The sequence below is a fragment of the Ruegeria sp. J8 genome, assembly GCF_056531925.1.
Window position 1 is genome coordinate 1 of record NZ_JBQFMR010000022.1, and the last position, 22,204, is coordinate 22,204.

The 22,204-nt window shown below is 57.5% G+C and carries 17 protein-coding genes and 2 pseudogenes; 15 read left to right on the forward strand and 4 right to left on the reverse strand.

Annotated features, from left to right (window positions below):
• The 6 genes and pseudogenes from ACR0L1_RS23290 to ACR0L1_RS23315 all read left to right on the forward strand — a co-directional run.
• Positions 1-111 (forward strand): annotated as a pseudogene (locus ACR0L1_RS23290) (universal stress protein); the annotation flags it as partial.
• Between the two features lie 150 nt (positions 112-261).
• Positions 262-333, forward strand: a pseudogene (locus ACR0L1_RS23295) (hypothetical protein); the annotation flags it as partial.
• Between the two features lie 19 nt (positions 334-352).
• Positions 353-730, forward strand: a complete 378-nt coding sequence (locus ACR0L1_RS23300) for a gamma-glutamyltransferase (RefSeq protein WP_480506092.1) — start codon at positions 353-355, stop codon at positions 728-730.
• A gap of 501 nt (positions 731-1,231) precedes the next feature.
• Complete coding sequence (locus tag ACR0L1_RS23305) at positions 1,232-7,102, forward strand: GAF domain-containing protein (RefSeq protein WP_480861035.1); 5,871 nt, start codon at positions 1,232-1,234, stop codon at positions 7,100-7,102.
• A 3-nt stretch (positions 7,103-7,105) separates the two neighbouring features.
• Complete coding sequence (locus ACR0L1_RS23310; RefSeq protein ID WP_480506096.1) at positions 7,106-7,450, forward strand: Hpt domain-containing protein; 345 nt, start codon at positions 7,106-7,108, stop codon at positions 7,448-7,450.
• Positions 7,443-8,468, forward strand: coding sequence for an adenylate/guanylate cyclase domain-containing protein (locus ACR0L1_RS23315; RefSeq protein ID WP_480506098.1), 1,026 nt, complete (start codon positions 7,443-7,445; stop codon positions 8,466-8,468). The genes ACR0L1_RS23310 and ACR0L1_RS23315 overlap by 8 nt, the downstream gene beginning before the upstream one ends.
• Before the next feature lie 49 nt (positions 8,469-8,517).
• Here the strand turns inward: ACR0L1_RS23315 and ACR0L1_RS23320 are convergent, their stop codons facing one another.
• From ACR0L1_RS23320 to ACR0L1_RS23330, 3 genes are read right to left on the reverse strand one after another with little or no spacing between them, the layout of a single operon-like run.
• The gene (locus tag ACR0L1_RS23320) at positions 8,518-9,507 is read right to left on the reverse strand and encodes an aldo/keto reductase (protein WP_480506100.1); all 990 of its coding nucleotides are present in this window, start codon (positions 9,505-9,507) and stop codon (positions 8,518-8,520) included.
• A 12-nt stretch (positions 9,508-9,519) separates the two neighbouring features.
• Complete coding sequence (locus tag ACR0L1_RS23325) at positions 9,520-9,897, reverse strand: ATP-binding cassette domain-containing protein (RefSeq protein WP_480506102.1); 378 nt, start codon at positions 9,895-9,897, stop codon at positions 9,520-9,522.
• A 22-nt stretch (positions 9,898-9,919) separates the two neighbouring features.
• Positions 9,920-10,936, reverse strand: coding sequence for a LacI family DNA-binding transcriptional regulator (locus ACR0L1_RS23330; protein ID WP_170791749.1), 1,017 nt, complete (start codon positions 10,934-10,936; stop codon positions 9,920-9,922).
• A gap of 369 nt (positions 10,937-11,305) precedes the next feature.
• Here ACR0L1_RS23330 and ACR0L1_RS23335 point away from each other — a divergent pair, with 369 nt between their 5' ends.
• The 9 genes from ACR0L1_RS23335 to ACR0L1_RS23375 are packed head-to-tail and all read left to right on the forward strand — an operon-like array spanning position 11,306 to position 20,914.
• On the forward strand, positions 11,306-12,331 hold the full coding sequence (locus ACR0L1_RS23335) for an ABC transporter ATP-binding protein (RefSeq protein ID WP_331252155.1): 1,026 nt from the start codon (positions 11,306-11,308) through the stop codon (positions 12,329-12,331).
• A complete protein-coding gene (locus tag ACR0L1_RS23340) occupies positions 12,319-13,416 on the forward strand; it encodes an ABC transporter ATP-binding protein (RefSeq protein ID WP_480861038.1) in 1,098 nt (365 codons plus the stop codon). The genes ACR0L1_RS23335 and ACR0L1_RS23340 overlap by 13 nt, the downstream gene beginning before the upstream one ends.
• Positions 13,413-14,924 (forward strand): ABC transporter substrate-binding protein, encoded by a 1,512-nt coding sequence (locus ACR0L1_RS23345; RefSeq protein ID WP_480861040.1) that lies wholly within the window; start codon positions 13,413-13,415, stop codon positions 14,922-14,924. Before ACR0L1_RS23340 ends, ACR0L1_RS23345 begins: the two co-directional genes overlap by 4 nt.
• A 60-nt stretch (positions 14,925-14,984) precedes the next feature.
• The gene (locus ACR0L1_RS23350) at positions 14,985-15,929 is read left to right on the forward strand and encodes an ABC transporter permease (protein ID WP_170356484.1); all 945 of its coding nucleotides are present in this window, start codon (positions 14,985-14,987) and stop codon (positions 15,927-15,929) included.
• A 1-nt stretch (position 15,930) separates the two neighbouring features.
• Positions 15,931-16,794 carry an ABC transporter permease gene (locus tag ACR0L1_RS23355; RefSeq protein ID WP_480861042.1) on the forward strand — a complete coding sequence of 288 codons (864 nt, stop codon included), beginning with the start codon at positions 15,931-15,933 and terminating at the stop codon, positions 16,792-16,794.
• Positions 16,795-16,809: 15 nt separating this feature from the next.
• Positions 16,810-18,603, forward strand: coding sequence for a gamma-glutamyltransferase family protein (locus tag ACR0L1_RS23360; protein ID WP_480861044.1), 1,794 nt, complete (start codon positions 16,810-16,812; stop codon positions 18,601-18,603).
• Position 18,604: 1 nt separating this feature from the next.
• Complete coding sequence (locus ACR0L1_RS23365; RefSeq protein WP_480861046.1) at positions 18,605-19,354, forward strand: DUF1028 domain-containing protein; 750 nt, start codon at positions 18,605-18,607, stop codon at positions 19,352-19,354.
• Between the two features lie 3 nt (positions 19,355-19,357).
• Positions 19,358-20,191, forward strand: a complete 834-nt coding sequence (locus tag ACR0L1_RS23370) for a sulfite exporter TauE/SafE family protein (RefSeq protein ID WP_170775750.1) — start codon at positions 19,358-19,360, stop codon at positions 20,189-20,191.
• 3 nt (positions 20,192-20,194) lie between these two features.
• Positions 20,195-20,914, forward strand: a complete 720-nt coding sequence (locus ACR0L1_RS23375; protein ID WP_480861048.1) for a FadR/GntR family transcriptional regulator — start codon at positions 20,195-20,197, stop codon at positions 20,912-20,914.
• Positions 20,915-21,014: 100 nt separating this feature from the next.
• Here the strand turns inward: ACR0L1_RS23375 and ACR0L1_RS23380 are convergent, their stop codons facing one another.
• Positions 21,015-22,004 carry a helix-turn-helix domain-containing protein gene (locus ACR0L1_RS23380; RefSeq protein WP_480861050.1) on the reverse strand — a complete coding sequence of 330 codons (990 nt, stop codon included), beginning with the start codon at positions 22,002-22,004 and terminating at the stop codon, positions 21,015-21,017.
• Positions 22,005-22,204: the final 200 nt, after the last annotated feature.

Below are 22,204 nucleotides of genomic sequence, written 5' to 3' on the forward strand. Positions count from 1 at the left end.
GCACACCGGCCCGACCTCAAAGACTACCTCCTCGGCCCAAACGCAGCACGCGTCGTCAGACACTCAGAAGTCTCAGTCTACGTCGTGCGCTCGGCCTCTGCGGCTGGCTAGATCAAACAGAAACACCCCAAGCACAGTACAAGAAATCAACCGTCAATCATCGCCCGGGAGAGCACCTGATGATGCAAACGTTTCTGATAACCGGTGCTGTGCTGGCCGCAGGCGGCAATGCCCTCAGACGCGATGATCGCCGTTCAGCTGATGCCAGACCTGGTCGAGCCGCAATTGTCCGGCATTGGTGGCGGTGCGTGCGTGCTGTATTGGAACGCCGAATCGGAGACGCTGATCACCTTTGACGCGCGCCAAAAAAGCGCCGGACATTTTGCGCCTGATGGAAGTGACCGATATCCTGTACGGCAAAAAATATTGGTCCTCTTTGTTCAAGTCGAACATCGTGATGAAAGATGGCAAGCTTTACCTACGTATCGGCTCGCCCGGTGGCAGCCACATCATCAACAATGTGGATATGACCATCATCGCGATCCTTGACTGGGACATGAACCCGCAGGACGCGATCGAGACTAGCCGCTTCGTGCATCGCAACGGCTCCGGCATGGATGTGGAACAGGAAACCGAAGCGGCTGAATTCGTAGAGGCGCTGACCGCCACGGGCCATGAGGTCAAGACGGGTGACCTGAACTCGGGCCTGCATGCGATCCTGATCAAGTAGGGCCTGTTGACCAGCGCTGCCGACCCCAGCCGAGGCGGCCAGACCCGGCAAACTGCAGATCGACCTGATCCGTCGGACGGGAACGCTCAGCGAAATGGTATTGAACATGTCCTAAGCTAGTCGCGAGGCTTGTTCAAAGTACCTTTCTCGTCATAACGCTTGGTGGTTGGACTCTGCTGCGCAGGGGCAGGAAGCTTTGCCAAAACGAATGAGACCTTAGAGGCCATAACACCAACAAGCGTATCCGCTGCAAACCTGACCAGCGGCCAAGCTGGACCAGAGGTTTCATTCCTTTCCAAACAGGCGTCTGGGCCCAATCAACTCAGGTCCAAAGTTGCCATTGGCGCAATGGGCAAAGAAACTCAGTGACTTCTAGCCTACGCTCTCTAAAATCCGGCTTAGTGTACTTCATTGGTTTGCCTGGGAGCTTAAGCACAGGTGGGTAAGAAAAGGACATCAGGGACAGCCGAGAATTCAGTATCGCGGTCTGGGCAAAATGCGATGCTCGGCGTAGATGACCAGCAAGCACGGTTCGAGGCGACCGCGCAGGTTATGCGGGCGATCTCGGAAGCTAAGGAAGATGTGCAGCCCGTCTGCGATCTGATCGTGACGCTGGCGAAGGACCTGTGCGATGCTGTTTTCGCCGGTCTGGTTCTGGGGCGCAAAGAAGACGCCCTCCAACGACTGGTTGCCAGCGTCAATCTGCACCCGGACATCCAGCAGCTCTGGCTGGACGGCAAATACACGATGGAGCCTGGCAATTCTCTTGTCGCCGACACCATCCTCAGCGGTCAAACACAACATGTTCTGGACATGGGCGACACCGATTTTCACAAAGCGGGTGACGCACGCTTCAAGCTTGTTGTCGACACCCATGGGTGCCGCAGCATATTGCTTGTTCCGCTCAAACTGGATGGTGCGGCGATCGGATGCCTGATGCTGGCCCGCGATGAGGTGCGCGCCTATTCCGACGATCAGGTCGAACTGATCGAAACCTTTGCGACGCAGGCGGTAGTCGCAATCGAAAACGTCCGCCAATTTCGCGAGTTGCAGACCCGTTTGGCACGCGAGGGGGCCGCGCGCGAGGTTCTTGAGGTCATAAGCCAGTCCAGGGATGACGAGGCACCCGTTTTCCAGACCATCCTCGAAAACACGGCCCGACTATGTGAAACGGACGTGGCGACATTGAGCCTTCTGAACAAGGCGGGAACCTACCTGGAATACGCCGCTCATTTCGGGGATCAGTTGGCAACCTATCAGGTCGGTGTTGATCGCTGGTCTTTGGATTCCAATCTGCAAATCGCGCAATCCGTCCGCGAAGCGCGGGTTATTCACAATGTCGATCTGCGGCTGACCGACCACTACATCAATGGCGATCCCTGGCGGCGCCAGCTTGTGGATGAAGAAGGTGTCCGATCGTTTCTGACGGTGCCGCTGATGTCAGCCGATGGCGCGCCCGTAGGCGTCATCGGTATTTACCGACGCGAAGTGCGCCCCTTTATCCCGGACGAGATCTCGTTGGTTGAGGGTTTCGCGGCCCAAGCCGTCATCGCTATCGACAACACACGCCAACTGACCGAACTGCACACACAGCTTGAACGGCAAACTGCGACACAGAAAGTGTTAAGTGTCATCAGCAAGAGCCGGGATGACGATGCACGCGTTTTTGAAACGGTCTTGCAGCAAGCCACCGAGGTGTGCGGTGCCGATCAGGCGGCGCTTGTTCTTGTGAATTCAGGCCGAACACATGCGCGTCTGGCGGCGGCATGGGGTCATGAACAAACCGAGGTTGAACTTGGGCAGGAATGGCCGCTTGACGGCTCTGTTACAGCTGCAACCGCAATTCGATCCGGCAAAGTCGTATGCATCGACGATATTGCCGATACCGACTACTACCGCACGGGCAATCCGACCGCCGTCGAGATGGTCGACGTTGAAGGGATCAGGTCGCGCGTTGCGGTTCCGCTGATGCAGGGGGATCAGGCGATCGGAGCAATTGCGGTCAGTCGCCGTGAAGTGCGCCCGTTTTCTGACTCGGATGTGCAATTCATCGAAGAATTCGCCAAACATGCGGTGATCGCCATCGAAAACACTCGCCAGTTTCGTGAAGTGCAGGAACGGCTCGAGCGAGAGGAAGCATCCCGCGAAATCTTGGAAGTTATCAGCCGCAGCCGCGACGACGACAACCCTGTTTTCCGCAGCATCCTCGAAAATTCCAGCCGCTTGTGCAAAGCACCGCTGGCCTTTCTATGCGTGGCCGATCAGGACCAACAGCTTGCGACGATCCCGGCCAACATCGGCGCGACCGAGGATTTTGACAACGCCCTGAAACACTTTGTCGAACCTCTGACACGAACCGAACTGATTGCGATCCGTCCAATGATCGACGGCAAGGTAATCCGCCAGGACGATATCGCCTCGGACCCGCTTTACTACAAGGATCGCGACCCTCGTCGGGTACAGATGGTCGAAATCGAGGGTGCCCGTTCGGTTCTTGCGGTCCCGCTGATGAAGAACGGCGTCGGGCTAGGGGTGATTGTCCTCTATCGGCGCGAAGTTGCGCCTTTTTCAGACGACGACGTCGCGTTGGTTCAGACCTTTGCGGCGCAAGCCGTCATTGCGATGGAAAATGTGCGCCAGTTCCGCGAGGTGCAGGATCGCACGGCAGAGGTCACTCAGGCGTTGGAATACCAGACTTCAACTTCGGAAGTGCTTCGGGTCATCTCGGCCTCGCCAAACGAATTGTCCCCGGTCTTGGACGCCATTCTGGAGGAAGCATCGCGTATCTGCGAATTGCAAGACGCCTATGTGGCGATGCTGAACCCCGACGATCAGCTTTTTCATATTCACGCGATACGGACCAAGGATACCACTTTCGCGGACTATGTATCGGCTCACCCTATTTCCCCAAATGACAGTGGTGTCACCGGGCGTGCCATCCTGTCGAAACGCACAATCTACATCGAAGATGTTCAGGCCGATCCAACCTACACTTGGATGGAGGAAAGCGGCGTTGGTGAATATCGTTCGGTACTGGGCGTCCCATTGGTAAAAAGCGGCGCAGTTGTGGGTGTGATTTCAGTGGGTTCGCGCGAGGTGGATGGATTTTCCGAAAAACAGATCAAGCTGCTGGAAACCTTCGCCGATCAGGCCACGATTGCCATCACCAATGCCAACCTGTTCCGCGAAGTCAAAGAACGCACCGCCGAAGTCGAGCTATCGCTGGAATACCAGACCGCAACCTCCGAAGTTCTGGATGTCATTTCACGCTCACCCAACGATTTGCCGCCGGTTCTAGACGCGATTTTGGAGGTGTCATCGCGGATTTGCGACCCGGAATACGCGTATTTTGCCATGCGGGACCCAGAGGACGGGCTGTACCGCGTGGTCATGTCCCGAAATGTCAGTGACGCCTTTCTTGCGTTTCTTTCGGAAAACCCCATCGCGCCCGAAGAAGGCTCGTGCATCGGGCGCACAGCATTGCATGGCAAGACGGTTTACATCGAAGATACGCGCAACGACCCATCATACACTTGGAAGGAGGCGGCGCAGATTGGCGATTATCTGACCACGTTGGGGGTTCCGTTGGTCAAGGACGGACTGACACTTGGCGTTATCGTCATGGCGCACAGGCAGGTCGGGGCCTTCAATGAAAAGCAGATAAACCTGTTGGAAACCTTCGCCGCACAGGCTCTGATCGCTATCAACAACACCCGGCTTTTCGAAGAGGTGCAGGCCCGCACTGCCGAGGTTGAAGAGTCGCTGGAATATCAAAAAGCCTCCAGTGAAGTACTGGAGGTTATTTCCCGGTCCCCCGACGATCTGGAACCGGTTTTGCAATCGTTGTTGGCAGTTTCCTCCCGCATCTGCCGCCTTCAGGATGCATTCGTGGCGCTGAAAAAGCCCGAAGACGGTAAATTCCACTACTTCGCCGGGCACAATGTTTCAGCCTCTTTCGCTGAATTTCTGAAAGCGCACCCGTTCGAGCCTGGCTCAAAATCAGCCACTGCGCGCGCCCTGTTGCATGGGCGCGCCGACTATGTGGAAGACACTCAAGCCGACGCAAATTACGACCCGGTTCTCATCTCGCATCTTGAAGGGTACCGATCCGTTCTGTCTGTCCCTCTGATACGTGATGGCGTCACAATAGGTGTTATCAGCATGGGAAGCCGCAAGCCCGCCGCCTTTGACCAAAAGCAAATCAAACAAATGGAAACTTTCGCGTCACAGGCGATTATCGCAATTCAGAATTCGCAACTTTTCAACGATACGCAGACCGCCCTTGCACGTCAAACCGCCAGCGCGGACGTGCTGCGGGTCATTTCTGAATCGCCCACCGACACCAAACCGGTTTTCGAGAAAATCGTAACGCTGGCAACCTCTTTGATAGATTGCGACTTGTCGATCGCCATGCAGGCGGACAAAACTCACTACTGGCAGGTCGCAGCCGCAACCCCCAAAGGTCTTGAAGAAATCACTTGGACCGAGCGTCTCCCAATTGACCCCGAGGATAACCTGCCCTCGCGTGCCATCCAAAGCGGCGAAACTCTTCTTTTTGACGAATCCCGGTTTGGTGAATTGTCCCCTCGTGACACTAAGATTGTGCAGCAACAGGGGTTCAAAGCCTTTTTCATGGTGCCGCTGATGCGCGGCAAGGATTGTTTCGGCAATCTGGTCTTTATTCGCAAATCGTCCCGCGCCTTTCGGGACGACGAAGTTGCCATCGCTGAATCCTTCGCCGATCAGGCGATCATCGCGCTTGAAAATGTGCGCCTGTTCCGTGAGGCCGAAGAATCCCGGAAGGCTGCAGAAGAGGCAAATGAAGCCAAAAGCGCTTTTCTGGCAACGATGTCCCACGAAATTCGAACACCGATGAACGCGGTCATCGGCATGAGCGGGCTGTTGATGGACACCGAATTGGATACCGAGCAATGGGATTATGCCAATACGATCCGCGACAGCGGTGACGCGTTGCTAGGGATCATCAACGAAATCCTCGATTTCTCGAAAATCGAAGCGGGACAGATGGATATCGAAGCCCATCCGTTCGACCTTCGGGAATGTATCGAAAGTGCACTGGACTTGATCAGTGGCAAAGCAGCCGAAAAGCAGTTGGATCTGGCGTATGAATTTGACGATCAGTTACCACCAGCGATCAGCACGGACCTGACCCGTCTCAGGCAAATATTGTTGAACCTATTGTCCAACGCCGTGAAGTTTACGGAACGTGGCGAGGTGGTTTTGTCCGTTGAACGCTCTGCCATCACGCAGGACGATATCGAGCTCACGTTCAGGGTAAGGGACACGGGCATAGGACTGTCTGAAAAAGGTATGAGCCGCCTGTTTCAGTCTTTTAGTCAGGCCGACAGTTCGACGACCCGGAAATACGGCGGTACGGGTCTTGGTCTTGCAATCTCCAAACGACTGGCCGAGCTTATGGGCGGCACCATGCAAGCGGAAAGCAAAGGCGAAGGGCATGGGTCGACCTTTGTCTTCACGATCCGGGCCAAGCCTGCAAAGCCGGTGAAATCATCAGCGCGCAATCTGGTCGGTATCCAGCCCGAACTTGAAGGTAAGCGCATTCTGATGGTGGATGACAATGCCACCAACCGCAAAATTCTGTTCTTGCAAACCGAAAAATGGGGTGCCCGCACGACAGTGTCCAGCAGCCCGTCAGAGGCCCTGAAACTGATGGCAACCGAGGATCAGTTTGATCTGGCAATCTTGGACATGCATATGCCGGAGATGGACGGCGAAGAACTGGCCCAAAAGATACGCAAGTCACAACCCGATCTGCCTTTGATCCTGTTCAGCTCTCTTGGCCCGCGCGACATGGATATCGAAGACGGGTTGTTTACCGCGAACCTGTCCAAACCATTGCGTCAATCCCATCTGTTCGACACGTTGGTCACGCTGTTTGCAACAGAACAGACACGCAAGATACCCGCGAAATCCTCGAACAAACCGCAATCCGACCCGGATATGGCAAAACGGCATCCGCTGCGCATCCTGTTGGCCGAGGACAATCTGGTAAACCAGAAGCTGGCGCTCCGCCTGCTTGAACAGATGGGATACCGCGCTGATTTGGCCAGCAACGGGGTCGAGGCGGTCGACAGTGTGATCAGGCAGACCTACGACGTGGTTCTCATGGATGTCCAAATGCCCGAGATGGACGGGCTGGAAGCCTCGCGCCGTATCATTCAGGGCTTTCCCGACAAGAGCCGCCCGCGCATCATCGCCATGACCGCAAACGCCATGCAGGGCGACCGCGAGATGTGTTTGGACGCCGGAATGGACGACTACATCACCAAACCCATCCGCGTCCCGGTTCTGGTCGAAGCACTGCTAAATGTTCCCAGCTCGAAAAGGTGATCCATGTCAGACAAACCGATTCTAGACCACCAGATATTCACAGAGCTGAAAGACGCCACAGGAGAGGATTTTGCGGCCGAACTTGTAAATACGTTCCTTGAGGAAGCCCCCGGAATGATCGGCGACCTGAAAGCCGCCCTTGCGGCATCAGACGCAGACGGCTATCGCCGCGCGGCCCATTCGATCAAGTCCAATGCGCATACTTTTGGCGCAGCGGCACTGGCAGAGCTGGCAAAGCAGATCGAACTCGGGGCGCTTCCCGCAGCCGATGATCTGTCCGATGCGACACAATTGGAGGCCGCTCTAACCAAGGCGGGCACAGCCCTTCGGAGCCTGATTGATGATTGAAACCCCCGGCCAGTTGCTGATCGTCGACGACAACAAGGTCAATCGGCTTTTGTTGTCCCGCAATGTCGAGCTTTTGGGTCATCACGCCTCAGTTGCGGAAAACGGCCGGGTCGCCATGGAGATGCTGTCCCGTCAATCTTTTGACCTGGTGTTATTGGACATCGAAATGCCTGAAATGGATGGGTTTCAGGTTCTAGAGGCGATCAAATCAAGTACCGAACTACGCGATCTGCCCGTGATTGTGACGTCATCGGTCGAAGGTTTGGACAATGTCGTGCGCTGTATCGAACTGGGCGCGGAAGACTACCTGCCCAAACCGGTCAACAAGACCCTGCTTGGGGCGCGGGTGTCCAGCGGGCTTGAAAAGAAAAGGCTGCGCGACGAACAAAAACGCCTGCTTGAACGGTTTGCCACAACCGAAGTAGCGCAGGATTTGCAGGAATCCGGTTTTGCCATCGGCGGAAAACGCGCGAATGCATCTGTGTTGTTCTGCGATATTCGCAGCTTTACGACATTGTCGGAAGATCTGGCCCCTGAAGAAACGATTGATCTGCTCAACACCTTCTACACTTTGATGTTCGAAGCCGTGTCCAGCAATGGCGGGATTGTCAGCCTGATGTTGGGCGACGGTTTGATGGCCTTATTCGGGGTGCCGCAACCGTTGCCGAACTCGGCCCAAAGTGCGGTGACCGCTGGGCAGGAAATGCACAGTATGATCGAGGTTCTCAATCTCGAACGGCAGGCCGAAGGGAAAAGCGACCTGAAAATCGGTGTAGGGATTGCGACCGGCGAAGTTGTCGCTGGCTATGCCGGAACAGACAATCGCGCGACTTACACATGTATCGGGTCAACCGTAAACCTCGCCGCGCGCCTTGAATCGGAGACCCAGAAGACTGGCAGTCGGATATTGGTTGATCAGGAAACCTGCGATCTTTTGAACGGGACACCCGTGCTGGAAACCTACGGCAACACCACAATCAAAGGCTTTTCAGAACCCTTTGACATCCATGCGCTTTGACGATGGGTGCAGCCGTGGTGGCAACATTCGCAGCGTCGTCAAAGCGTGGTTAAGACTGTGAAACCGGCGCTTGATCATCCAGCAGACCTTTCGATTTCAGCGTAAGCCAGAAATCGTTTGGAATGTCCGCGTTGAACCATTCAATGATCTGTTCCAGTTCTGACTTGTCCCGCGGCCCTGGGATCACTGACGTGACTATGTCGTGACCAAGGGGAAATTGCAGGGCTGCAGCAGCCAGAGGCACCGCAAATTCATCAGCAACCTCTTGCAAAGCTCTTGCTTTGGCGACCACATCCTCGGGCGCTTTGGCGTAGTTCCACATCTCTCTTCCGACAAGAATGCCCGAGTTGAACGGGCCACCGCAGATTATTGATGTCCCGGCCTCGGCGCAGGCGGGGAACAACGTCGATAATGGCGTCTGTTCCAGCAAAGTGTAACGACCGGCCAATAGGAAAACATCCCAGTTGCCGATGCCCAGTGCATCCATGCAGACTTGATTTTCGTTCACACCTAGTCCGATTGCCTTAACCTTGCCCGCGCGACGCAGCTCGTCCATTGCACGGTACCCACCCTCAGCCAAATCTTTGAAATGGCGCGTGTTCTCATCGCCGTGGGTGAATACTCCGATATCATGAGCCAAAAGAATATCTATGCGGTCCAGTCCGAGACGTTGGAGACTGTCTTCGAAACTGCGCATGACCCCATCGTAGCTGTAATCATAGATGACGTGGAACGGCAGCGGGTCGATCATTCCAAAATCCATCGGATTTTCGACGCTTCCGGGAACCAGAAGACGCCCGACCTTGTTAGACAGGACGTAGTCAGTGCCGCGCAGCAAATCCCCCATGACCCGCTCGGACCGACCAAAACCATACCACGGCGCTGTGTCAAAAAACCCGATCCCAGCATCCTTCGCGGCCTGGATCAATTCGGCAGCCTGACCATAGCCAAGGTCCACAAAATTTCCACCCAGTGGAGCGCCACCGAGGCCCAAAACATCAACTACGAGGTCAGTCCGACCCACCCGCCGTTTATCCATCTTCATTTTCCTTCAAGTAAACATCGTACCAGTTTTTTTTGCCCGACGGCATTGAATTGCCATGGTCTTCGCCCTGTCTTTTCGGCCGTTGCGGATCGACTTAACCACGTTGAACAGGCGTTCGCGTTCGCTGCGCGACAGCGAAGTGGTGGCTTCGTCAAATATCAGCACACGCGGGTTACAATGAAGGGCGCGTGCGATCTCAACTCGTTGCCTGTCACCGGTGCTCAACCGCGCCATCGGTGTGCGCGGATCGCCCGTAAATCCCAATGGTCCCAACAGCGCCGCCGCTTGTGCTTCGGCTGCAGCGCAATCCACAAAGCCGAAGCGTTTCCGAGGCATCCCGTCGGCAAAGATGTTCTCAGCCAGGGTCGAGCCTGATTGGGTCATGTCTTTACCCCCGCGGCCATTGTCACGCACTTGCGGCTATGACGGGTGTTGAACCACGAACAATCAACTCTGGCTGCAACAGAGCGTTTTCGCCCGCCTCTTCCCCATCAATCAAATGCATCAGCTTCTGCCAGGCCTGACTGGCGATCTGGGCCGAAGGCTGGCTGATCACAGAGATGCCCGGCTGCATCATGGTCAGCGCCTCGAAGTCATCCATCGCCAAAAAGCGTGTATCACCCGGAATGGACCACCCTTTGGCCTGAAGCGCAGGCAATACACTTTTCGACGCAAGATTCGAGGCCGCAAAAATCGCCTGCGGTGGCTTATCCAGGGCCTTCAATGCTGTCAGCGCCTGTTCTTTGCCTACAAAAACGTCCAAAGACAGGCTGAACGACCTGACCGATACCTGCTCAGGCTGGTTGGCCAGAGCGGCACTAAACCCATCTTCTCGCTGTTTCAGAATCCAGTAATCGGGACGGCTGTGCCCAAAATACACGACATCGCGTGCGCCAATCTCCAATAGATGCCGGCCTGCCATTTCGCCGGCTGCCTTGTGATCGACAGAGACTGAGGGAAATGGGTTTTTTTGTGAAATCCTATCGGCAACAACGATCGGAATACCGTATCGCTCAAGTTCCGCCAAAGCGGGCTGGTAGTCGAAGGCAGGCACAATGATCAGCCCATCCACACGCCGGGAAATAATTGCTTGCAAGTGTCGGCGCGTTCGCGCCTCGTCCTCGCCTGTCGTCATAAACATGACGCTTTTCTCGCTATCCAGCGCAAGGTTCTCGATTTCTTGCAATACTTCCGAGAAAAATGCGTTTTCGATATTGGGCACAACCAATGCGATAACCCCGGTTCTGCTGCTGCGCAGGCTGGCGGCCAACGTATTGCGGTTGTAGCCAAGCTCGGCTGCTGCGGCTTCGACCCTTTCGACAAGCGCTTTCGAAACCACAGGACGCCGGTTCATCACGTTCGATGCGGTCCCGACCGAAACCGAAGCACGTTTCGCTATGTCAACAATCGTCGGGTTTTTCATTTTTTCCACCTTGCGAGAATCACCATTTAAAACGTTTCAAGATATTTTGAAATGTTTCAATCGGGTTTTGGTGACGAATTTGGAATCCATTCGACCCTCAGCTCGACGCTTATCCGCTTGCTTCCTAGGCATGTGCACCTGCACGTCGCAGAGAAAGAACATTTCGGCCGTATGTTCAAAGCAGTAGCCAAAATCACCAACTCAGTTGCTGTACTAAGGTGTTCAAGACCGCGCCAAAAAGCGATGCCTACAAATCGGGCAGTTTCCTCAAAACAACCATTGCACGATCAAAAAACCTCAATCATCCGTTGACAAACATTTTGCCGCAATGCAACCAATTGCGTATAGGTTGCTATAAAGGTTTCACTCGTGCCCAGCTCAAAACCCAATATTGAGCCTGAAAAAAGAGATGCCATCCTGAAGCTTTCGGACTTCAGCCTGTCTTTTCGTGGCCAAACTGCCACCGCCGTAGACGGATTGAACCTGACCGTCTCAGCAGGCGATACACTGTGTATCGTGGGCGAATCCGGCTGCGGGAAATCGGTGACCGCCATGGCGCTGATGGGGTTGTTGCCGCTCGATGTGATCGAAATCCCTTCGGGTGAATTAGAATTCGAAGGCCGCAGATACGACCTGCGGACGCAGCAACTGGACGCCGCTACGCGGGGCGACCGGATGGCGATGATCTTTCAAGAGCCGATGACCTCGCTCAACCCCGCGTTCAAGATCGGAGATCAAATCACCGAGGCGGTCCTGCATCACCGCAACTGCACACGTGCAGAGGCCGATGAAAGCGCACTGACCATGCTGCGGCGCGTTGGCATTCCGGCCCCGGAACAGCGGTTGAACGAATATCCCCACCAGCTTTCAGGTGGAATGCGGCAGCGGGTGATGATCGCGATGGCGCTGATCAACAATCCCTCGCTGCTGATCGCGGATGAGCCGACCACGGCCCTGGACGTCACCATTCAGGCCCAGATCCTTGACCTGATCCGGGAACTTCAGGCTGAAACAGGAATGGGCGCGGTGTTCATTACCCATGATCTGGGCGTTGTCGCTGAAATCGCAACGAATGTGGCGGTGATGTATGGCGGACAGATCGTCGAAAGCGGCCCGGTGGATGCAGTGTTCGATGATCCGCAACACCCCTACACCATTGGCCTCATGAGCTCGGTCCCGCGCATGAGCGGATCTCGCGACAGGTTGATCACTGTGCCCGGCACCGTGCCTGCGCTGGCGGACATGCCGCAGGGTTGCCGCTTTCGCACGCGCTGCCCCTTTGCGACCGAGGATTGCGCCGATCGTCCAGTGCTGTCTGATGTCGGGGAAAACCACGCAGTGGCTTGCCACTATGCCCCGCTGGAGCAGCTCAAGGGGGTCAGATGCGCGATGTAATCCTTGAGGCACGAAACCTCACCCGTCATTTCACACTGGGCACCGGCCTGTTCGAGCGCAAAACCAAAGTGCGCGCGGTCGATGGTGTTTCTCTGTCGGTGCATAAGGGCGAAACCTTTGCCATCGTCGGAGAATCCGGTTGCGGTAAGTCAACGCTTGCGCGGCTGTTGATGCGGCTGGATCGGCCAACCTCGGGTCAGGTTCTGTTTGACGGGCAAGAGGTTCAGGACCTGCCCCGCCGTGACATGGCCCCGCTGCGCCAACAGATGCAATTCGTGTTTCAGGACCCGTTCTCGTCCCTGAACCCCCGAATGACGGTGGGCAAATTGGTCGGCGAACCGTTAGAAGTGCACGCGCCCGAGCTTGATGAGGGCGCGCGTCGCCAAAAGGTTGCCGCGCTATTGGCGCAGGTCGGGTTACTTCCAGATCACGCCAACCGCTATCCGCACGAATTCTCGGGTGGCCAGCGCCAGCGGATCGGAATTGCCCGTGCGCTGGCCTCGGGTCCCCGGCTGCTGATCGGGGATGAACCGGTCTCGGCTTTGGATGTGTCGGTACAGGCGCAGGTGGTAAATCTGCTGAACGATCTAAAAGAGGATCTGGATCTAACGCTGGTCATTATCGCTCATGATCTGGCCGTTATCCGGCATATGAGCGACCGCATCGCTGTGATGTATTTGGGGCAGGTAGTTGAAACCGGCCCCGCCGATCAGGTGTTCGAGGAACCGCGCCACCCCTATACGCACGCACTGCTATCCGCGATCCCGGAACCCGAGCCAGGGCGTGAACGTGATCACATGGCGCTGAACGGGGAAACACCCAGTCCGTCTGCGCCACCGGCAGGGTGCCGGTTTCATACCCGCTGCCCCTTTGCGCAGGACAATTGCCGGACGACACCCCCAGTTCTGGAGGACGCAGGCAGGGGCCATCACGTCGCCTGCCATCATTGGAAAACCATACCAGAGGCCGGAAAACCGGCCCCGCCCCGACGCCGCAGCGCCGGAGCAGAAGAGCGGTTCGCGCTCTATCGCGCGGCTGTCCAAACGCCCCCGGCTTCTGCCGAAAACAGAGAGGAAACATCATGAATGTCTTGAAAACAGGTCTGTTGGCCGGACTGCTCGGCGCAACCGCGCTGAGCGCGCAGGCCGCCGACCTGCGCATCGCCCTGCAATCCGACGCCGACGTGTTGGACCCCGATCAGTCGCGCACATTCGTTGGTCGCATCGTCTATGCTTCGATGTGTGACAAGCTGGTCGACATCACCCCTGAGCTTGAGCTGATCCCGCAACTGGCCACCGGCTGGGAATGGAGCGAGGACGGCAAAGCCCTGACCATGACCCTGCGCGAAGGCGTGGTGTTCCATGATGGCACACCGTTCAACGCACAAGCCGTGGCCGACAATATCGACCGGTCGCAGAACCTTGAGGAATCGCGCCGCAAGTCCGAGCTGAAGTCCGTAACCGGTGTCGAAGTGGTCGATGACTATACTGTTCGTTTTAACATGGCCGCGCCCGACGCGACCCTGCTGGCGCAATTTGCCGACCGCTCGGGCATGATGGTGTCGCCGACAGCAGCCAAGGCGGCAGGGGCGGATTTTGGTCTGAACCCGGTCTGCTCGGGCCCGTTCAAGTTCAAGGAACGTGTCGCTCAGGATCGTATCGCGCTCGAGCGGTTCCCTGACTACTGGAACGCGGGTGAAATCCATTTCGATAGCGTCACCTTCCTGCCCATTCCGGACACAACCGTCCGTCTGGCCAACCTGCAATCGGGTGACATCGACATGCTGGAACGTCTGGCCGCGACTGACCTCGCGCAGGCTGAAGGTGATGGCGGGATCAACGTTGAACGCGCTGTTTCGCTTGGATATCAGGGCATTACCATCAATGTGAATAATGGTGACAAGGGCGACAACCCGTGGGGCAATGACAAACGTCTGCGTCAGGCGCTCAGCTATGCGCTGGACCGCGATGCGATCAACCAGGTTGTGTTCGAAGGTGCGTTTGCGCCGGGCAACCAGCCCTTCCCGCCCACGTCTCCATGGTATGACGCCGATCACCCGGTGCCCGCGCGTGACGTGGAAAAAGCAAAGGCCCTGCTGGCCGAGGCGGGCTTCCCCGACGGGATCGACCTTGAGGTTCAGGTTCCCAACACCACCGTTCCGCTACAACTGATGCAGGTCGTGCAGGCCATGGCGGCCGAAGCCGGGATCAGAATCGAGATCACGTCCAAGGAATTTGCCACCCTGCTGGCCGATCAAAGTGCCGGTGACTATCAGGCCAGCCAGATCGGGTGGTCGGGCCGCGTGGACCCGGATGGCAATATCCACCAGTTCATGACCACCGGTGGCGGCATCAATGACAGCCATTACTCGGACCCGAAAGTGGACGATATGCTGAACAACGCCCGCGCCTCGACCGATTTTGATGTGCGAAAGGCGGATTATGACGCTGCACGGGACATTCTGGCTCAGGATATGCCCATCGTGTACCTGTATCACCAGACATGGATCTGGGCACTTGATGATGGCCTCTCGGGCTTCACCCCCTATCCGGATGGGATGATCCGGTTGGAAGGCGTGAAACTGGAGAAATAAGCCACTCACGGCCCGCCCGGTCCTCCAGCCGGGCGGGTATTTTATCCGAAAGCCCCTGTTATGCTGTCTTTCATTCTGCGTCGCATCCTGATTGCGATCCCCACGATCCTGCTGATCTCGATCTTCGTGTTCAGCCTGCAAAAGCTGTTGCCCGGCGACCCTGTGCTGGCCATGGCAGGCGAGGAACGTGACCCCGAAGTGCTGGAATTCCTACGCGAGAAATATCGTCTGAACGACCCCATTCCAGTGCAATATCTGACATGGGTCGGGAATGCATTGCAGGGGGACCTGGGCATTTCGCTGCGCACCAATCAGCCCGTGACCGAGCTGATTGCGGAAAAGCTGCCGGTTACGATCCAGCTTGCCATCATGGCGATCCTGTTTGCGCTGGTGATCGGGATACCAGCGGGCATTCTGTCGGCGGTCAAGAAAGGCACTATTACAGACTACATCGCCAATATCGTGGCTCTGTCCGGGCTTTCCATTCCGAATTTCTGGCTGGGGATCATGCTGATCCTGCTGGTCTCGGTAAAGCTGAACCTGCTGCCAGCCTCAGGCTATGTACCCCTGTCCGAGGACCCGGTGAAATCCATCACCACCATGCTGATGCCTGCCTTTGTGTTGGGAACTGCGCTGGCCGCGACGCTGATGCGACATACCCGATCGGCGATGCTGGGCGTGCTGAAATCCGACTATGTCCGCACTGCACGTGCCAAGGGTCTGTATGAACGCCGCGTGGTGCTGAAACACGCCTTCCGCAACGCGCTGACCCCGATTGTGACCCTGACCGCCCTGCTGTTCGGAGAGCTGATTGCAGGTGCCGTCTTGACTGAACAGATTTTCACCATCCCCGGCTTCGGCAAGATGGTCGTCGATGCAGTGTTCAACCGCGATTACGCTGTGGTGCAGGGCATCGTGCTGGTCACAGCCGTGGGGTTCATCGTTATGAACCTGCTGGCTGACGTGGCCTATGTGCTGCTGAACCCCCGTCTGAGGAATGCGTGACATGGCCCTAGCTGATCCCATCCTCTCGCGCCGCCCGGAAAATCGGGTCTGGAAGAAATTCCGCACGCATAAAAGCGCCATGCTGGGCGGTTTTCTGGTCACGTTCTTCGTGCTGATTGCCCTTTTGGCCCCGATCTTGCCTGTGCCCGACCCGGCAGCCACCGACTGGGGTGCCGTGCGCAAACCGCCCACCGCAGCGCATCCATTCGGCACCGATGAAATTGGCCGAGACGTATTGTCCCGCATGATCTGGGGCGCGCAGGCCTCGCTGCTGGCAGGGGTGGTCTCGGTCGGGATTGCGGTGATGTTGGGCGTTCCGCTTGGCATTATCGCAGGCTATTTCGGCGGCTGGATCGACGCCATCATCTCGCGCTGCACCGAGGCCCTTTTGGCCGCGCCCTTCCTGATCCTCGCTATCGCACTGGCGGCATTTCTGGGGCCGTCCCTGACCAACGCGATGATTGCCATTGGCCTGTCTGCGACCCCTGTCTTCATACGCCTGACCCGTGGGCAAGTGCTGTCGGTCCGGGCCGAGGACTACGTGACCTCAGCCCGTGCCATCGGCTTGCCGACCTCGAAAATCCTCAGCCGTTACATCTTCCCCAACGTGCTGCCGCCGGTTCTGGTGCAGGCCACGTTGACCATCGCCACCGCCATCATTGCCGAGGCGTCATTGTCCTTCCTTGGCCTTGGGCAGCAGCCACCTGCGCCTAGCTGGGGCTCGATGCTGAACACGGCGAAAAACTTCCTCAATCAGGCCCCGTGGATGGCCATGTGGCCAGGCGTCGCAATCTTCCTGGTGGTGCTGGGGTTCAACCTTCTGGGTGACGGGCTGCGCGATGCGCTGGACCCGCGCGAACATTGATTTCGGAGACTAGGAATGACTGAATTCACCACCCGCCCCGAGATCCGAGGCACCTTTGGCGTCGTCACTTCGACCCATTGGATCGCCTCGGCTGTGGGCTTTGGCATTCTGGAAAAGGGCGGCAATGCGTTTGACGCCGCCGTTGCCACTGCGCTGACCCTGCAAGTGGTCGAGCCGCATCTGAACGGTCCCGCAGGCGACATGCCTGCAATTTTCCACTCGGCCAAAACCGGCAAGACCGAAGTGCTGTGCGCCCAAGGCCCCGCGCCCGCCGCGGCCACAATTGAACATTACACAGGGTTGGGGCTGAACCTGATCCCCGGCTCGGGCCTGTTGGCCACGGTCATCCCCGGAGCCTTCGACGGCTGGATGCTGATGCTGCGCGACCATAGCGTACTGCCCCTGCGGGACGTGGTGCAACCCGCCATCGACTATGCGCGCGACGGCCACCCTGTCTTGCCGCGCGTGGCCCATACTATTGACGGGCTGACCGATTTTTTCAAAGACGAATGGCCCAGTTCGGCAGAGACATGGATGCCCGATGGCAAAGCACCCGAACCGCACAGTAACTTCGCCAACCCGGCTTTGGCCGCAACCTATGAACGTCTTGTAGCCGATGCCGAAGCCGCGCATGACGACCGCACGGATCAGATCGACGCTGCCCGTCGGGCGTGGCGCGAAGGGTTCGTTGCCGACCGCATCTTCGACTATCTGGCCGAGGCTTCGGTGATGGATGTCTCGGGCCAGCGCAATTCCGGCGTGATGGCGCGCGCGGATATGGCCGACTGGCGGGCCTCGTATGAAGACACGCTGACCTATGACTATCACGGCTGGACCGTGCACAAGACCCAAGCCTGGAGCCAGGGTCCGGTTCTGTTGCAAGCGCTGGCGATCCTCAAGGGGATCGACCTTGGGTCGATGGACCCCAACGGGGCAGAGTTCGTACATACAGTAATCGAGGCGATGAAGCTCGCCTATGCGGATCGCGAGGCCTATTACGGTGATCCCGACCATAGCGACATCCCGATGGATTACCTGCTCAGCGACGCCTACGCCGCCGAGCGCCACGCGTTGATCACCCCAGATGCCTCGCAGGATCAACGCCCCGGCCGGGTGCCCGGCTTTGAACATCTGGCCGATGCCTACATCGCTCGCGCCGAACGAGATTTCTCGGCCAGAACCGGCGCCAGTGCGGGTGAACCGACCATGTCGCACCTGACCGAGAAGCGCGGCGACACGGTGCATCTGGACGTAATCGACCGCTGGGGCAACATGGTGGCGGCCACACCCTCGGGGGGATGGCTGCAAAGCTCTCCGGTCATTCCCGGGCTTGGGTTTCCGCTGAACAGTCGGGCGCAGATGTTCTGGCTGGAACCGGGGCTGCCGACCTCACTGGCACCAGGGCGCAGGCCGCGCACGACGCTGACGCCAAGCTTGGCGGAAAAAGACGGCGTGCAACTGGTCTTTGGCACGCCCGGCGGCGACCAGCAGGATCAATGGCAGCTGATCTGGTTCCTGCGCTTCGTACATTTCGGGCTGGGATTGCAGGAATGTATGGACGCGCCGCTGTTTCACTCGATGCATTTTCAAGGCTCGTTCTATCCCCGCGCCACCGCCCCCGGCGAGATGATGATCGAGGCCACATTCGGCGAAACCGTGATCGAGGACCTGCGCGCACGCGGCCACAAAGTCTCGGTGGCCGAGCCTTGGACGGTGGGTCGCCTTACGGCAGCCCTGCGCGAAAAAGACGGAACTCTGCGCGCGGCGGCGACGCCACGATTGATGCAAGCTTATGCGGTGGGACGGTGACATGACCTATTCTCTGATTGCAAAAGACCCGGAAACCGGCGCCATCGGCCTTATCGTGGCCAGCCGCTTTTTCGCCTGTGGCGCGCGTGTTCCCAATGTTGGCCCGCGTAGCGCCATCGCTTCGCAAGCTTTCTCGAACCCGGTTTGGGGCACCGAAGGCTTAAGGCGACTTGAGGCTGGAGAGGCAGCGCAATCGGTATTGGATGATCTGGTCGCCCGCGACACCGGCCGGGACGCGCGGCAGGCCCATCTTATGGATGCACATGGCAATTTCGCCGCCTATACCGGATCGGCCTGCGTTGACTGGGCCGGGCATCGGATCGGGCAGATGCACTCGGTCGCGGGTAATATGCTGGCGGGACCCGAAGTGGTGGATGCGACCTTTGAAACGTATGCGGCCGAGGGCGCGCTGCCCTTCCCCGAACGGTTGATGGCGGCGATGGAGGCGGGCGAGCGTGCTGGCGGCGATAAGCGCGGCAAGCAGGCTGCCGGCTTGGTCATCAATCGCGGTCAGACCCATTCTTGGCTAGATCTGCGCAGCGACGACCATTCTGATCCGCTGGCCGAACTGCGACGGCTTTATGATGTCGCCAGTGAGCGGTACCTGCATTTCGCCGAGGCGATGCCGAGCGAACAGAATTTCTCGGGCAATCCCGACCGCACCGCCCTTGACGCAGCGATTGCCGAGGCCGAGGTCCAGCGGCAGGCCGAAGGGCGCGTCAGCCGTTCACTGGCCACTGATCCGGCGTGATGCATGGGCGGGATTGACGTTTCCACCCTGGCGACCTTGATCGCGATTGCCGCAGCCGCTGGCGTGTTCGGCGGTATTCTGGCCGGGTTGCTGGGGGTTGGCGGAGGGATCGTAATCGTCCCTGCCCTGTATTTCGCATTGTCGCTGACAGGTAGTGATCCGGCGCTGACCATGCAGGTGGCGGTTGGAACATCGCTGGCTACCATCGTGTTCACTGCCTTGTCCTCAAGCTGGGGGCACTATAAGCGCGGCGCGCTGGATATGGCGTTGCTGAAACGTTGGGCCCCGGCCATTCTGGTCGGCGTGGTGATCGGCGGGATATTGGGCGGTGTGGTCAGCGGCTATATTCTGGTTGCTGTTTTTGCCACGGTGGCAGCTGTGGTCGCGCTGGACATGATCTTTCGCAAGCCCGGCAATGACGGCCCGCCCCGCAGCTTTTCACCCCGCGTTTGGGCTGCAACCGGCGTATTTGCCGGGGCGATTTCGGCAATGATGGGCATCGGTGGCGGCACGGTCTGCGTGCCCGTACTGAACTTTTTGGGCTATGACATCCGCCGCGCTGTCGGCACATCAGCTGCCATCGGCTTCGTCATCGGCCTGCCCGGCGCGTTGATCTATGCGGCGACAGGGCTGGGGCAGACGGGGCTACCGCCCTTCTCGCTTGGCTATGTCAACTTGATCGCGGCAGTGCTGATCATCCCGCTGACGACCAGCTTTGCCCATGTCGGCGTACGCATCGCTCACACGATCTCGCAACGTGCATTGCGTCTTGCCTTTGGCGCCTTCCTGATGCTTACGTCCTTGCGCATGTTCTATGACCTGATCGGAGCGTTCTGACCTTTGGGAAATTGTCCAACAGATATCGAACTGACTACAGCCTTGCGGGCGGGAATCGAAACAGGTGATTTCCTGAAGAACGGCAAGCTGCTGCCAGAGCGGGCGCTGGCCGAGGCATTGAACGTGACCCGCGCCCGGATGCGTCGAATACTGGATCAGCTTGAAGAAGACGGCACTGTATTTCGCCGCCACGGTCAGGGAACCTTTGTGTCACCACCGCCCGCAGTGGGTGCCAGCCCGTTCCGGGCTGTGGCAGCCAAAGTGATGCCGCGCGACGTGATGGAAGTGCGACTAGAGATCGAACCCGCACTCGCGGCTCTGGCGGCGCAACGGGCCTCTACCAAAGAACTGCGCACGCTCGAGCAACTGATGCAGGCCACGCTGGATGCGGCTGATACTCAGGCCTATGGGGTCGCCGACGATGTATTTCACTACAAGATCGCGGAACTTGCGCATAATCCGCTGTTTCTGACGGTCTACGATTCAATCCGCGCGGTTCGAAAACAATCGGAGTGGACCCGGCAGCGCGCGACGCAATATTCCGCCTCGACACTGGTGCGTCTGGGCGAACAGCATGAGCAATTGTTCAGCACGATTGCCGCGCGCGACAGTCAGGGCGCAGCGGAAGTTATGCAGTCACATCTGCTGTCCGTTTCCAACGCCATGTTGCGCGAAAGGACTTATGGGCTAACCCAGCACTTAACCGATCTTCAATCGGATTGAAAAGAGAGCATCAGCGCCTCGCAATTCCAATACTCCCTGCTTTGAAGCCGCAAACAATACTGGCAAGGCGTTCAATGCAAAACGACCCTCTGCCGCAGGTTCAAATATCCAAACTACCGTAATATCGCTGCTTTCGACTGTCTTCCGGCTTTGACCTGTAGTGCTTGAAGAAAGCCCGAGACATTGCCACCCGCGACGAAAACCCCGTGGCAATGGCAACTTCCGAAAACGGTAAGTCGGTATGTCTCAAAAGACAGTGCACCCGCTCCAATCTAAGTTCTTTATAGGTGTCCAATAGCTTAGTGCCCGTTTTGCACAGATACCGTCGCTGCAACTGACGTGTCGATATTCCAACGACTTTTGACAATTCGGAAATACTAAGCGGTTCCTCAATCGTCTCCAGCATAGTTTTCAGCGTATGAATAACCAATTCGTCCCCGCCAGAGCGACGCACCAGCCGATTTACAACCCGACTTTCGCTCCCCCGCGTCGGTTCTTCCAACCCGATATATTTGCGCAATACATCCGCTATATGTTCGCCATGATCAATCGACACGAAGCGGGCCAGTAACCTGAGAGAACTGATCCGGCTATTGGCACTATGCAGGCGCCCCGTCGCAGAAAGATGGGTTGATGTTTCGCAGCTTTCCAACCCTTGCTCTGCCGCACCGGCTTGGAAACCCGGATGGACCGCACCCAGCTTGCGACCAGAACCGCCCGCCAGCATCAACAGCATCACAGCCCCTCCGACAAGCATTGTCCGAGGCGCAAGGTTCAAGACCTGAGCGACCCAAAGCCGTTCTGATCCAATAGGATGCCAAGTCTGCTCGTGATCGCCCCAGAAGATGACAGAGCGACCAGTCCAATAAAGGGGCTCGCCAACTTTGTCTTCAGCAAGAATGCGTTGGTTGACGACATAGGTGTGCGCCTCGATCAACCTGTTCAAAGCCCTGTAGAACGACATAATCGGTTCTACGGTCGCTTTATCCTCAGGGCGTTGCAGAACAACTTCGATGTTTCGAACGCGTTTTGCCATTGGCTGCACTGCGTCCCTATTCGCCTGATCTTTTTGAACAACGTAGTGTTTCATCAGATTTACCAAGTCTGGTTGTGTAAGCTCAGAAAAGGTGCTCCTTGGATGGTGCTTCCCCCGCTGTGCGGGGGTTTTCTTTTTATTCCGCCGCTTCCGCGTATTCTGACATTGGAGGGCATGTGCAGACGAGGTTTCGGTCTCCGTATGCGTTGTCGACGCGGTTGACGGGGGACCAGTATTTGTCGACGCCCATGGAG